The 13,990-nt window shown below is 53.5% G+C and carries 14 protein-coding genes; 1 reads left to right on the forward strand and 13 read right to left on the reverse strand.

What is annotated here, in order from left to right; all coding sequences use genetic code 11:
- Positions 1 to 9: 9 nt before the first annotated feature.
- From mrdB to leuS, 8 genes are all read right to left on the reverse strand, one after another.
- Positions 10 to 1,122, reverse strand: a complete 1,113-nt coding sequence (mrdB, locus tag HV107_RS16700; protein ID WP_182060015.1) for a peptidoglycan glycosyltransferase MrdB — start codon at positions 1,120 to 1,122, stop codon at positions 10 to 12.
- A gap of 2 nt (positions 1,123 to 1,124) precedes the next feature.
- A complete protein-coding gene (mrdA, locus tag HV107_RS16705; protein ID WP_182060016.1) occupies positions 1,125 to 3,026 on the reverse strand; it encodes a peptidoglycan DD-transpeptidase MrdA in 1,902 nt (633 codons plus the stop codon).
- A gap of 28 nt (positions 3,027 to 3,054) precedes the next feature.
- The gene (gene rlmH, locus HV107_RS16710; protein ID WP_014069327.1) at positions 3,055 to 3,522 is read right to left on the reverse strand and encodes a 23S rRNA (pseudouridine(1915)-N(3))-methyltransferase RlmH; all 468 of its coding nucleotides are present in this window, start codon (positions 3,520 to 3,522) and stop codon (positions 3,055 to 3,057) included.
- Positions 3,523 to 3,525: 3 nt separating this feature from the next.
- Complete coding sequence (gene rsfS, locus HV107_RS16715; RefSeq protein WP_182060017.1) at positions 3,526 to 3,843, reverse strand: ribosome silencing factor; 318 nt, start codon at positions 3,841 to 3,843, stop codon at positions 3,526 to 3,528.
- Between the two features lie 269 nt (positions 3,844 to 4,112).
- A complete protein-coding gene (gene nadD / locus HV107_RS16720; protein ID WP_182060018.1) occupies positions 4,113 to 4,778 on the reverse strand; it encodes a nicotinate-nucleotide adenylyltransferase in 666 nt (221 codons plus the stop codon).
- Entirely contained in the window at positions 4,771 to 5,802 is a 1,032-nt protein-coding gene (gene holA, locus HV107_RS16725) for a DNA polymerase III subunit delta (protein ID WP_182060019.1), read from the reverse strand. The genes nadD and holA overlap by 8 nt, the downstream gene beginning before the upstream one ends.
- A complete protein-coding gene (gene lptE, locus HV107_RS16730) occupies positions 5,802 to 6,371 on the reverse strand; it encodes an LPS assembly lipoprotein LptE (RefSeq protein ID WP_182060020.1) in 570 nt (189 codons plus the stop codon). Before lptE ends, holA begins: the two co-directional genes overlap by 1 nt.
- A gap of 14 nt (positions 6,372 to 6,385) precedes the next feature.
- Positions 6,386 to 8,968: a leucine--tRNA ligase gene (gene leuS, locus HV107_RS16735; protein ID WP_182060021.1), complete on the reverse strand. Its 2,583-nt coding sequence runs from the start codon at positions 8,966 to 8,968 to the stop codon at positions 6,386 to 6,388.
- A 214-nt stretch (positions 8,969 to 9,182) separates the two neighbouring features.
- Here leuS and HV107_RS16740 point away from each other — a divergent pair, with 214 nt between their 5' ends.
- Positions 9,183 to 9,665, forward strand: coding sequence for a zinc ribbon-containing protein (locus tag HV107_RS16740; RefSeq protein WP_041162199.1), 483 nt, complete (start codon positions 9,183 to 9,185; stop codon positions 9,663 to 9,665).
- A gap of 54 nt (positions 9,666 to 9,719) precedes the next feature.
- Here HV107_RS16740 and rihA read toward each other — a convergent pair whose 3' ends face one another.
- The 5 genes from rihA to HV107_RS16765 form a co-directional block, all read right to left on the reverse strand.
- Positions 9,720 to 10,661, reverse strand: a complete 942-nt coding sequence (gene rihA, locus HV107_RS16745; RefSeq protein WP_182060022.1) for a pyrimidine-specific ribonucleoside hydrolase RihA — start codon at positions 10,659 to 10,661, stop codon at positions 9,720 to 9,722.
- A 120-nt stretch (positions 10,662 to 10,781) separates the two neighbouring features.
- Complete coding sequence (locus HV107_RS16750) at positions 10,782 to 11,507, reverse strand: amino acid ABC transporter ATP-binding protein (protein ID WP_014069335.1); 726 nt, start codon at positions 11,505 to 11,507, stop codon at positions 10,782 to 10,784.
- Positions 11,507 to 12,181, reverse strand: a complete 675-nt coding sequence (gltK, locus tag HV107_RS16755; RefSeq protein ID WP_182060023.1) for a glutamate/aspartate ABC transporter permease GltK — start codon at positions 12,179 to 12,181, stop codon at positions 11,507 to 11,509. The genes HV107_RS16750 and gltK overlap by 1 nt, the downstream gene beginning before the upstream one ends.
- Positions 12,181 to 12,921 (reverse strand): amino acid ABC transporter permease, encoded by a 741-nt coding sequence (locus HV107_RS16760; RefSeq protein WP_182060024.1) that lies wholly within the window; start codon positions 12,919 to 12,921, stop codon positions 12,181 to 12,183. Before HV107_RS16760 ends, gltK begins: the two co-directional genes overlap by 1 nt.
- Before the next feature lie 154 nt (positions 12,922 to 13,075).
- Positions 13,076 to 13,981 (reverse strand): amino acid ABC transporter substrate-binding protein, encoded by a 906-nt coding sequence (locus HV107_RS16765; protein ID WP_182060025.1) that lies wholly within the window; start codon positions 13,979 to 13,981, stop codon positions 13,076 to 13,078.
- Between the last annotated feature and the right edge of the window lie 9 nt (positions 13,982 to 13,990).

A 13,990-nucleotide genomic window follows, 5' to 3' on the forward strand; every position in this document is an offset into this window, starting at 1 on the left:
CCCTTATTTTTATACGCTTTTGGACAACATTTTTCTGTGGGTATGGATCGACATCACGATACCAAACCCGGCCATCAACACGATCAGTGCCGAGCCCCCGTAACTAACCAGCGGTAGCGGTACGCCTACAACCGGCAGAATACCACTCACCATACCAATATTTACGAAGACATAAACGAATAAAATCAACATCAACCCGCCGGCCATCACGCGGCCAAACGTGGTTTGCGCGCGCGCCGCAATCCAGAGCCCGCGCATAATAAGCAGCACGTAGAGCGCCAGCAGGATTAAGATGCCAACCAGCCCCAGCTCTTCCGCCAGAACCGCAAAGATAAAGTCGGTGTGGCGTTCTGGTAAGAACTCAAGCTGTGATTGCGTGCCGTGGAGCCAGCCTTTACCGCGCAGACCGCCGGAACCAATTGCAATCTTCGACTGAATAATATGATAGCCCGCGCCCAGGGGATCGGTTTCCGGGTCGAGAAGCATCATCACGCGCTGGCGCTGGTAATCATGCATCAGGAAGAACCAGAGGATCGGGATGAAGGCCGCGACCAGGACCACTGCGATACCAATCAGGCGCCAGCTCAGACCCGACAGGAACAGCACAAACAGACCGGAAAGCACGATAAGAATCGATGTCCCGAGGTCAGGCTGTGCGGCAACCAGCAAGGTTGGCAGGAAGATTAACGCCAGTGCGATGGCGGTGTTCTTCAATGAAGGCGGGCAGACGTCGCGGTTGATAAAGCGTGCCACCATCAGAGGGACGGCGATTTTCGCTATCTCTGACGGCTGGAAACGGACTATGCCCAGGTCCAGCCAGCGTTGCGCGCCTTTGGATATCGCACCGAAGGCATCTACCGCCACCAGCAGGATAATACAGAAAATATACAGATAGGGTGCCCAGCCTTCGTAGACGCGCGGCGGGATTTGCGCCATCACGACCATAATCACCAGACCCATCGCTATCTGGCCGACTTTACGCTCCATCATGCCGATATCCTGGCCGCTGGCGCTCCAGATAACCAGAGCACTGTAGAACAGCAGAGCCAGAAGGATCAGCAGCATGGCAGGGTCGATGTGGATTTTATCCCACAGCGATTTTTTATTTGGATTATCCGTCATGATTATTGGTCCTCCGTCGCTGCGGATGCCGGGTTTTCAGTCGGCAGTTCAGTGTTGTTGTCACCCAGCATAATATGGTCGAGGATTTGGCGCATGATCGTACCAACAGCCGGGCCTGCGCCGCCGTTTTCCAGGATCATTGCCACCGCAACCTGCGGGTTATCATAAGGGGCAAACGCCGTCATGAGCTTGTGGTCACGCAGACGCTCAGCAATACGGTGCGCGTTATAGGTTTCGTTCGCCTTCAGGCCAAATACCTGCGCGGTACCTGATTTAGCTGCCACTTTATACGGCGCACCGGCGAAGTATTTATGGGCCGTACCGTTCGGACGGTTGGCTACGCCGTACATACCGTCTTTTGCGATCTCCCAGAAACCAGAGTGAATATCCCCAACCGGCGCTTCATGTGGCTGGTTCCACGGCACTTTCTTACCGTCTTCCACCGTGCTCATGAGCAGGTGTGGCACTTTTACCACGCCATCGTTGATGAGGATCATCATCGCTTTGTTCATCTGCAACGGCGTTGCCGTCCAGTAGCCCTGGCCGATACCCACAGGAATGGTATCACCCTGATACCACGGTTTTTTAAAGCGCTTCAGCTTCCACTCACGGGTTGGCATGTTGCCAGAACGCTCTTCCGACAGGTCAACACCGGTGTAATGCCCGTAGCCGAACTTACTCATCCACAGTGACAGCCGGTCAATACCCATGTCATAGGCGACCTGATAGAAGAAAGTATCCGCCGATTCTTCCAGCGCTTTAGTGACGTTCAGATGACCGTGGCCCCATTTTTTCCAGTCACGGTAGCGTTTATCGGAACCTGGTAACTGCCACCAGCCGGGGTCAAACAGGCTGGTATTACGGTTAATGACACCCGCGCTCAGGGCCGAAACGGCAACATACGGTTTAACCGTTGATGCCGGAGGGTAAACACCCTGGGTTGCACGGTTTACCAGCGGGGTGTTCGGATCGTTCAGCAGGCCAGAGTAGTCCTTGCTGGAGATCCCGTCGACAAACAGGTTCGGGTCGTAGCTTGGCATAGAAACCATCGCCAGGACGCCGCCACTGCGAGGGTCGGTCACGACAACTGCAGCACGGCTGCCTGCCAGCAGGGTTTCGATATATTGTTGCAGTTTCAGATCGAGCGTCAGGTAAACGTCGTGTCCTGCCTGAGGGGGCACTTCTTTCAACTGGCGGATCACGCGACCACGGTTATTGACTTCAACTTCTTCATAACCGGTTTGGCCGTGCAGGACGTCTTCGTAATAGCGCTCAATCCCCAGCTTACCGATATCGTGCGTTGCGGCGTAGTTTGCCAGCTTGCCGTCTTTATCGAGCCTGTCGACGTCTTTATCGTTAATTTTGGATACGTAGCCAATAACGTGCGTCAGGGCCGAGCCGTACGGGTAGAAGCGGCGTTTATAGCCTTTAACTTCAACACCGGGGAAGCGGTACTGGTTGACCGCAAAACGGGCAACCTGGACTTCTGTCAGGTTCGTTTTTACCGGTATGGAGGTGAAGCGGTGTGAACGCGCGCGCTCTTTTTTGAAGGTTGCGATATCGTCATCGTTAAGGTCGACAACGCTTTTTAGCGCGTCCAGCGTATTCTGCACATTGTCCACTTTCTCAGGCATCATCTCGATTTGGTAGATGGTGCGGTTGAGTGCAAGTGGCGTGCCGTTACGATCGTAAATAATGCCGCGGCTCGGGGCGATAGGAACCAGTTTGATACGGTTTTCGTTGGAACGCGTCTGGTAATCGGTAAAGCGGACAATTTGCAGATTATAAAGGTTGGCGATCAGCACGCCGGTAAGCAGCAAAATCCCCGTAAAGGCGACCAGCGCCCGGCGCACAAACAGCGCGGACTCAGCCGTATAGTCGCGAAAAGAATTCTGTAGTTTCATCCGCTGCTTAATCTACCCTGGTCAGTCACTACTCGCGGTGATATGGGTGGTTGGTAGTAATGCTCCACGCGCGGTACAGGCTTTCTGCCACCAGTACCCGTACGAGCGGGTGGGGAAGCGTCAGCGCGGAGAGAGACCAACTTTGTTCTGCTGCCGCTTTGCAGGCAGGGGATAACCCTTCTGGCCCGCCAATCAACAGACTGACGTCACGACCATCCTGCTTCCAGCGCTCCAGCTCGTGCGCCAGTTGCGGCGTATCCCAGGGTTTACCTGGAATATCGAGGGTGACGATGCGGTTTTTGCCTGCGGCAGCCAGCATCAGTTCGCCCTCTTTCTCGAGAATACGTTTGATATCAGCGTTCTTGCCGCGCTTTCCTGCTGGGATCTCCACCAGTTCGAACGGCATGTCTTTCGGGAAACGACGCAGATATTCAGTAAAACCCGTTTGTACCCAGTCTGGCATTTTTGTGCCGACGGCTACTAGCTGCAACTTCACGCATTAACCCCAGAGTTTTTCCAGCTCATACAGGCGACGGCTCTCATCCTGCATAACATGGACAATAACATCACCGAGGTCGACAACTACCCAGTCAGCGGTTGCTTCACCTTCAACGCCAAGCGGCAACAGCCCTGCTGCGCGCGATTCCTGAACAACGTGATCAGCAATCGAAACCACATGACGAGTAGACGTACCGGTGCAGATAATCATGCAGTCGGTGATGCTGGATTTACCCTTAACGTCGATAGTGATGATGTCCTGACCTTTCAGGTCATCAATTTTGTCGATAACAAAATCCTGGAGTGCTTTACCCTGCAAGTTTTCCCCCTGGGAGAGTGAGATTGTGCAACTATAAATTCGTGGCCAGACAGTATACCTGAACTGACGCCTGTGTCGGGACAAATGTCACCGGCCGGGCTTTTGAAGGCGGGTATCATCCCACCCTCCGCCTGAGATTGCATCGCCATTTTTGTAAAACAATTTCTGTAAAGCAATGATCGGCGGGAAAGTCTGGCAGCGGAGAATATCAGCATGGTCAGGCCTGTCAAGGCAGGATAGCGAATAACAGGATTTTTCGTGCATCATGCTTATTCTTCGGTGCTTTTCTGATACAGCCCATGCTGGTGAATATATGCCAGAACAGCCGTTGGCAGCAGGTCATCACAGGCGAGCCCTTGTTGCAGGCGTTCGCGAATGATAGTAGCCGAAATATCAAACCAGGGTGTTTCTGCCAGATAAATCTTCCCGGCAGGCTGATTATGGAGATCTTCCACATTGTCTGTCAGGTGTTCTTCCAGCCATTGCTGATGCTGTTCTTCCCGCATAGTCAGCGGATAACCCGGACGGCGGCAAACCAGCAAATGACTGTTTTCCAGAATGGTTTCGTACTTATGCCAGCTGGGGAAATTGAGTAGAGAATCCTGTCCAATAATAAACGCCAGGGGCTGATGCGGCCCTTTTTCGACGCGCCATTCCTGCAAGGTTTCGGATGTCCAGGAGGGGGTGTCGCGGCGCAATTCCCGTTCATCAAGCGTAAAGAGCGGCTTATCCGCTATTGCCAGCGCCAGCATTTCTTTGCGTTGTTCGCTTGTGGCTTCAGGCTGAGGGCGATGTGGCGGAACGTTATTTGGCATGATTATCACGCGTTGCAAGCCTATCTGATTCGCCAGTATTTCCACCGGTTTCAGATGCCCGTAATGAACCGGGTCGAAGGTGCCGCCATACAGTGCCTGAAGAGAATGCATATTATCCATCGATAAAAACGTCTGCCAGCGCCTTGTGGCAAAGCAGCAGAGAAAGGCTTTCCAGCTCAGCCCAGACTGACTGGCCATAATCCTGTTTTAGCGTCAATTCGGCGCGCATCAGCAATTGCACAGCCTGGCGAAGCTGTTCATGACTCAGGCGGTTTACCGCCTCAGTGGTCATGGCGCGGCGGTTTTGCCACACGCGATGCTTGTCGAACAGGGAGCGCAGCGGCGTATGTGCAGACTGACGTTTCAGGTTGGTCAGCAGTAGCAGCTCGCGCTGAACCGTCCGCAGCAGGATAACCGGCTCACTGCCTTCAAGACGCAGCTGCTGCAAAATATGCAGGGCGCGTTTACTCTTTGCCGACAGCAGAGCATCAACCCAGTGGAAAGGGGTAAAGTGCGCGGCATCATTCACTGCCTGCTCAACGCGCGGCAGCGTCAGTTTGCCATCTGGCCACAGCAAGGAAAGCCTGTCCAGCGCCTGCGCCAGTGCCAGCAGGTTACCCTCGTAGCAGTAGCAAAGCAGCTGATTGGCTGCATCATCCAGCTGGAGATTGTGCTGTTTTGCCCGCGCGGCAACCCATTTCGGCAGATGTGCCTGTTCGGGTGTCTGACAGGTGATCAGCACAGAGTGCGCCGCGAGTTGGGTAAACCATGCCGCGTTTTCCTGAGCTTTGGTCAGCTTATTGCCGCGTACAATCAGCAGCAGATCGTTGTGTAACAAACTCACCAGCGTCGCCAGTTGTTCATTGATGGCCGCGTTAGGACCATTGTCTGGCAGCAGGATCTGAATCGTCTGGCGCGATGCGAACAGGCTCATCGCCTGGCAAAGCGAGAAGAGGGCATTCCAGTCTGTGTTGTTATCAAGCTGGAAGGTGTGGTGTTCATCAAAGCCCTGCACCGCCGCAGTCTGTTTGACGGCATCAAGACTTTCCTGAAGCAATAACGGATCGTTTCCGAGCAGCAGATACGCCGCGCGCAGCCCTTCATTGAGCTGCGCGCGGAGTTGTTCAGGATACAACCTGATCATCAGTTACCCATCGAGGTAGAAACCGGCAGCGCATTGGCATCCGGTTTATCGATGATATCAGCACCTTCTTTAGAAGTTGCCTCAATGCTAGGCAGTTTACGGATCAGCTGTTCTGCTGCTTTGTCGTACATTTCGTTAATGATAATTTGCTGCTCGGCGTCTTTTGCCAGCGCAGTTTGTGGGTTATCAAAGAACGAACGGTAGACCTTCGTGCTGATTGGATAAATGTCTTTACCCGGGATCAGTACAGCAGCGTTTACCGACATCACCATCTGGTACTCAGCGGTACGGCCGTCCTGGAAGATAGACGCCGTGTCTTTGCTCAGGGTCATACCCAGAACACGAAGAGACGGTACATCCTGGCGCAGCGTTCCTTTCTCGATAAGCTCAACACCGTTCAGGCGCAGCTGGCTACGAATTGCCCGGCTAAGCGGACCGTTTGGATCCGATGAATCGAAGATCATGGTTTTCATCTGGGCAGGCACTGCCGTGGTATTGCGCAGGTGCCAGCCACAACCAGCGGTGACAAGCACCGCCAGAGATAAGAGTATTGTTGCCAGTTGTCGCACGTTTCCTCCCGCGCTTAGCCAACGACCAGATTCAGCAGTTTACCTGGTACGTAGATAACCTTACGTACGGTAACGCCCTCAAGATACTTCGCAACCAGATGTTCCTGACCCGCGCGCTCGCGAACCTGTTCTTCGGTCGCATCAACAGCCACGGTAATTTTACCGCGTACTTTGCCGTTTACCTGCACCACCACAAGCGTAGTGTTTTCCACCATGGCTGATTCGTCGGCAACCGGCCACGGCGCGTTGTCGATATCGCCTTCGCCTTTCAGTTCATGCCACAGCGTGAAGCTTGCGTGTGGTGTGAACGGGTTCAGCATCCGCACGACGGCCAGCAGCGCTTCACGCATCAACGCGCGATCCTGCTCGCCTTCCTGTGGCGCTTTCGCCAGCTTGTTCATCAGTTCCATAATAGCCGCAATTGCGGTGTTGAAGGTCTGACGACGACCAATATCATCGGTCACTTTGGCAATAGTTTTATGAACATCACGGCGCAGCGCCTGCTGATCGTCGCTCAGTGCCGCCGCGTTCAGCGCAGGTGCATCGCCCTGAGAGGTGTGCTCGTAAACCAGTTTCCAGACACGTTTCAGGAAGCGGTTAGCACCTTCTACGCCAGATTCCTGCCATTCCAGGGTCATATCCGCAGGAGATGCGAACATCATGAACAGACGAACGGTGTCTGCGCCGTAACGCTCAACCATCACCTGCGGGTCGATGCCGTTGTTTTTGGACTTGGACATCTTGCTCATGCCGGTATAAACCAGTTCATGACCTTCGGCGTCTTTCGCCTTCACGATGCGGCCTTTCTCGTCGCGCTCAACGATGGCATCAACCGGAGAAACCCAGTTACGCTCGCCGTTCACGCCAACATAGTAGAAGGCGTCAGCCAATACCATGCCCTGACACAGCAGCTGTTTTGCTGGTTCATCAGAGTTCACCAGGCCTGCATCACGCATCAACTTATGGAAGAAGCGGAAGTAGAGCAGGTGCATGATAGCGTGTTCAATACCACCGATGTAGATATCAACCGGCAGCCAGTAGTTAGCAGCTTTCGAATCCAGCATCCCGTCCTGATACTGCGGGCAGGTGTAGCGCGCATAATACCAGGAAGACTCCATGAAGGTGTCAAAGGTGTCGGTTTCACGCAGCGCAGGCTGGCCGTTCACGGTGGTCTTCGCCCACTCAGGATCGGCTTTGATCGGGCTGGTGATGCCGTCCATGACCACATCTTCCGGCAGAATAACTGGCAGTTGATCTTCTGGCGTTGGCAGCACGGTACCATCTTCCAGAGTGACCATTGGGATTGGCGCACCCCAGTAACGCTGACGGGAAACGCCCCAGTCGCGCAGACGGAAGTTCACTTTACGCTCGCCAACACCCTTCGCCGTCAGTTTGTCGGCAATAGCGTTGAAGCCGTCTTCAAAACTCAGGCCGCTGAATTCACCAGAGTTAAACAGGGTGCCTTTTTCGGTCAGTGCTTGTGCGGACAGATCAGGTTCTGAACCGTCAGCCGCCAGAATGACAGGCTTGATGGACAGACCGTATTTGGATGCAAACTCGTAGTCGCGCTGATCGTGGCCCGGAACGGCCATCACTGCACCTGTGCCGTATTCCATCAGAACGAAGTTTGCCGCCCAGACTGGGATAGCTTCGCCAGTCAGTGGGTGAATCGCTTTAAAGCCAGTATCGACGCCTTTTTTCTCCATCGTTGCCATGTCGGCTTCGGCCACTTTAGTTGTGCGGCATTCGTCGATGAAGGTAGCCAGTACCGGGTTGTTTTCGGCGGCTTTCTGCGCCAGAGGGTGACCTGCGGCAACCGCCAGGTAGGTCGCGCCCATGAAGGTATCCGGGCGAGTGGTGTAGACGGTCAGCGTCTGATCGTAGTTTTCAACGTTGAAGGTGATTTCCACACCTTCAGAGCGACCGATCCAGTTGCGCTGCATGGTTTTAACGGTATCTGGCCAGTGATCCAGATTATCCAGGTCATTCAGCAGTTCGTCAGCGTAGGCGGTGATTTTGATAAACCACTGCGGGATCTCTTTACGCTCAACTTTGGTGTCACAACGCCAGCAGCAGCCATCGATAACCTGTTCGTTCGCCAGAACGGTCTGGTCGTTCGGACACCAGTTAACGGCAGAGGTCTTCTTGTACACCAGGCCTTTTTTGTACAGCTCGGTGAAGAATTTTTGCTCCCAGCGGTAGTACTCCGGGGTGCAGGTTGCCAGCTCGCGGCTCCAGTCGTAACCAAAGCCCAGCATTTTGAGCTGGTTTTTCATGTAAGCGATGTTGTCGTAGGTCCACGGCGCTGGCGCGGTGTTGTTTTTGACCGCAGCACCTTCAGCAGGCAGGCCGAATGCATCCCAGCCGATAGGTTGCAGAACGTTTTTACCCAACATGCGCTGGTAACGCGCAATCACATCACCGATGGTGTAGTTACGCACGTGGCCCATGTGTAGTCGGCCAGAAGGATAGGGAAGCATCGACAGGCAGTAATACTTCTCTTTGCTCTCGTCTTCGGTGACTTCAAAAGTGCGCTTCTCGTCCCAGTGTTGCTGGACTTTAGATTCTATCTCTTCCGGGCGGTATTGCTCTTGCATGGCAGCCAGTGGTCCTGTTTTCAATACAGCTACAAATGTAGCCAATGGATGTGGTATCTCAGATCCGCATAGCATAGCCCAAACGCCCGCGTCAAAACAGCCTTTCACGCAAATGCGCTTTGCAGGAATTTACCGGGTCTGTGCTGTACCTGGCAAAGCGGCGATGAAATAAGGTCTACTATTAGAGATAGTTACTTACCCGGGAGGCAAAATGATGAACAAGGTTGCTCAATTTTACCGCGAACTGGTTGCCACACTCACGGAACGCCTGCGTAATGGTGAAAGAGATATTGATGCGCTGGTTGAACAGGCGCGAGTAAGAGTGATGCAAACGGGTGAGTTAACGCGAACGGAAGTGGATGAGGTAACACGTGCTGTGCGGCGCGATCTGGAAGAGTTTGCGCGCAGCTATGAAGAGAGCCAGGACGAAATCACAGACAGCGTTTTTATGCGCGTGATTAAAGAGAGCCTGTGGCAGGAACTGGTCGATATCACTGACAAAACACAGCTGGAGTGGCGTGAGGTGTTTCAGGATCTCAACCACCATGGTGTATATCACAGTGGTGAAGTGGTGGGGCTGGGAAATCTGGTGTGTGAGAAGTGCCATCACCATATTGCGGTTTATACACCTGATGTGCTGCCGCGTTGCCCAAAATGCGGGCACGATCAGTTCCAGCGCCGCCCGTTTGAGCCATAGGTAAAAGCACTGGTTTGTTCCCTCTCCCTGTGGGAGAGGGCTAGGGTGAGGGCATCAGGCCGCAGAAAAATAAGCCAGCCTCTCCGCCAGCAAATTCACAAACGCTTCCCGATCGATATCCACCATCAGTGTCGTATTCGGTTTATTTCCGGTCAGCGAATAGTAATCTACCACCGTCATCCCCTGAGTATATTTCCCCGCAGTTTCCACGCCCACCCAGCGTTCCACAGTAGTGAACATCTCAGGCTTCAGCAGCCAGGCAATGGTGCAAGGGTCGTGCAGTGGCGCTCCCTGGAATCCCCATTTTTCGTCTTTGTGGTACTCAAGGAAGAAGTCGAGCAGCTCAGCCACGGTTGTGGCGACAGGGTTACCAATGGCACGAAAACGCTCTGTATCTTCCAGCATAATCTGCGCCCGGTGGGTAACATCCAGCCCCGCCATCACAATCGGTAAACCCGACTGGAAGACAATCTCTGCTGCTTCCGGGTCGACAAAGATGTTGAACTCCGCCGCAGGCGTCCAGTTACCAAGCCCCATCGCACCTCCCATAATCACAATGCGGGAGATTTTCTTATGCAGTTCCGGGTGGCCGTTTAAGAGCAGCGCGACGTTGGTTTGCGGGCCGGTTGCCACCAGCGTGACGGGTTCAGCACTTTCACGCAGTACCTTTGCCATCAGCTCAACGGCCGTGCAGTTTTGCGGTGCAAATCCTGGTTCTGGCAGTGCCGGGCCGTCAAGCCCTGATTCACCGTGCACATTGTCGGCAATGATCAACTCGCGCATCAGCGGCTTAACTGCACCGCCTGCCACTGGAATATCCGTGCGTTTTAACAGCGTGAGCATCCGCAGCACGTTACGCAGGGTTTTATCCGGGGTCTGGTTTCCGGCCGACGAGGTGACAGCTTTTAAGTCCAGTTCAGGGGAGGCAAGAGCAAGGACGAGGGCGATCGCGTCATCATGACCTGGATCGCAATCGAGAATGATTGGCAGTGCCATAGAGTTCTCCATTTTTAGCGTTATTTTGTGACAAGGGTAACGCTGCAATGTGAGGCCGACGAGAAGAAGAGATGTAAAGCGTGAAGCAGTGCGCAATCCGCAGATTGCGCACTGAGAAGATTAATGCAGAATTTTGGCGAGGAAGTCTTTTGCGCGCTCAGATTTCGGGTTCGCGAAGAACTCTTCTTTTGGCGAGTCTTCAACGATCTTGCCTTCATCCATAAAGATCACGCGGTTGGCCACTTTACGGGCGAAGCCCATTTCGTGCGTTACCACCATCATGGTCATCCCTTCGTGCGCCAGTTCAACCATGACATCCAGCACTTCGTTGATCATTTCAGGATCGAGCGCAGAGGTGGGTTCGTCAAAGAGCATGGCTACCGGATCCATACACAGCGCGCGGGCGATCGCTACACGCTGCTGCTGGCCGCCGGAGAGCTGCGCCGGGAATTTATCGGCGTGAGCGGAAAGCCCCACACGTTCCAGTAACTTCAGCCCTTTTTCGCGTGCGAGTTTTTTATCGCGCTTAAGCACTTTTACCTGCGCCAGGGTCAGGTTTTCGATAATGGAGAGATGCGGGAACAACTCAAAATGCTGGAATACCATCCCGACGTGGGAGCGCAGCTGGGCAAGGTTGGTTTTCTTGTCATTCACTTTGGTGCCGTTAACGAGGATCTCGCCTTGCTGCACCGGCTCCAGGCCATTGACGGTTTTAATCAGCGTGGATTTGCCGGAACCGGACGGCCCGCACACCACCACCACATCGCCTTTTTTCACTTCGGTGGAGCAGTCGGTCAGCACCTGAAAGTGCCCATACCATTTAGAAACATTTTTCAGGGAAATCATTATACAGTCCTTTTCTTCAGCCAGCTGACCAACAGCGACGCGCTTAAACTAATCACAAAATAGACCCCACCTGCGAAGAGGACCATCTCGACCTGCGTACCATCACGCTCACCGATGGTGGAAGCGGTACGGAAGAAGTCTGCCAGGCTTAGTACGTATACCAGAGAGGTATCCTGGAACAGCACGATGCCCTGAGTCAGCAGGAGTGGAACCATGGCGCGAAACGCCTGCGGCAGAATGATGAGCTGCATCGACTGCCAGTGAGTCATCCCCAGCGCCAGTGCGGCACTGGATTGCCCACGCGAAATACTCTGTATACCCGCACGGATAATCTCTGAGTAATAAGCGGCCTCAAACATAGAGAATGCCACCATCGCCGAGATCAGGCGGATGTCGGTTTTCGGTGACAGCCCCAGTACGTTCTGCAAGAAGCCTGGAACAATCAGATAAAACCATAACAGCACCATCACCAGTGGAATGGAGCGGAAGACGTTAACGTAGGCGGTGGCAAACCAGGCGAACGGTTTAAAGCTCGACAGGCGCATCACCGCAAGCAGGGTGCCCCAGACGATACCGATGATGATGGCAATCACTGTGATCTTTAACGTAATCACCAGGCCATCAAGCAGATACGGCATGGATGGAACAATGGAACTCCAGTCAAATTCGTACATTATTTGCCCCCCAGATTGCCCGGCAGGCGAATTTTGCGTTCAACCAGGTTCATCACCAGCATGATGACAGTGTTAATCAGAACATAGGCGAGCGTTATCGCGGTGAAGGATTCCCACGCATGGGCGGAGTAATCCAGCAGTTTGCCCGCCTGCGCCGCCATATCCACCAGACCGATAGTGGACGCGATGGCCGAGTTTTTCACCAGGTTCATCATCTCTGAGGTCATCGGAGGAACGATCACGCGGTAAGCGTTAGGCAGCAGCACATAACGGTATGTTTGTGGCAGCGTCAGGCCCATCGCCAGACCGGCATTCTTTTGTCCGCGCGGCAGGGACTGAATGGCAGCACGTACCTGCTCGCACACGCGGGCAGCGGTAAACAGCCCCAGACACAGCATGGAGGAGACAAAGAACTGAATGTTCGGATCCAGTTCTGACTTAAACCACATGCCAATATTTTCAGGTAGCAGTTCAGGAACAACCAGATACCAGGTAAAGAATTGCACTATCAGAGGAACGTTACGGAACAGTTCCACATACAGGGTGCCGAGAGTTGAAAGAAAGCGGTTAGGGACGGTACGCAAAATACCGAACAACGAGCCGACAAGAAACGCGATTATCCATGCCGTTATGGATAAAGCCACAGTGACCTGAAAGCCGCTCCATAACCAGCCAAGATAGGTGGTGTTGCCGAACGGGGCTTGTTGCAGAAAAATGCCCCAGTTCCAGTCGATTGACATAATAAACTCCAGAAAAAAAAGGGTAGCAGCGCTACCCTCGAAGATTGGTGAGAAGCTAATTTTCGCGCTGAGTGGGGAACGACCACTCAACGTATAGTCTGTCCGTGCTTCCCGACAATCGAGAGGGCAGGAGGTCCTGCCCCTGTTGTTCTAATTAGTTAAGAGCCTTGTCGTTTGGTGATTTGAACAGCGCTTTCATGTCGTCAGACAGTTCAAAGTTCATGTTAAGATTTTTTGGTGGAATTGGATTCTTGAACCACTTGTCGAACCATTTTTCCGCTTCGCCGGAAGTCTGCGTCTGAGCGATGGTGTCATCGATCAGTTTTTTGAACTCAGCGTCGTCTTTACGCAGCATACAGCCGTAAGCTTCTTTGGATTGCGCGGTGCCTACGATTTCCCAGTTGTCTGGTTTCTTCGCTTTAGCACGCTCACCTGCCAGCAGTGCGTCATCCATCATGAATGCCACAGCACGGCCGCTTTCCAGCGTACGGAAAGAGTCGCCGTGGTCTTTCGCACTGATGATACGCATATCCATTTTCTTCTCGTCATTCAGCTTGTGCAGCAGAACTTCAGAAGTGGTACCGGATGTCACCACAACCGCTTTGCCTTTCAGGTCAGCAAAATCTTTAATCTCGCCGCCTTTCTTGGTCAGCAGGCGGGTACCTACCACGAAGATGGTGTCAGAGAACGCAGCCTGTTTCTGGCGCTCAAGGTTGTTAGTGGTTGAGCCGCACTCAAAATCGAAGGTGCCATTTTGCAGCAGAGGAATACGGTTCTGCGAGGTGATAGGAATCAACTTCACCTGTAGATCAGGCTTGTTCAGCTTTTTCTTCACGGCTTCAACGATGGCGTTGGAGTAATCCTGTGAATAGCCCACGACTTTTTGCGTGTTGTCGTAGTAAGAGAACGGGACAGAAGATTCACGGTGGCCGACCACGATCACGCCGTTTTTGGCAATCTTGTCGAGAGTGCTCCCGGCAGCCGGAGCGTCTTCAGCGTGTACAACGCTTGCGGACATCCCCATAACCAGCATTGCTGTGGCCAGTTTACGTAATTGCATACCCAACTC

This window comes from Enterobacter sp. RHBSTW-00175 (assembly GCF_013927005.1).
Lineage (GTDB): Bacteria > Pseudomonadota > Gammaproteobacteria > Enterobacterales > Enterobacteriaceae > Enterobacter.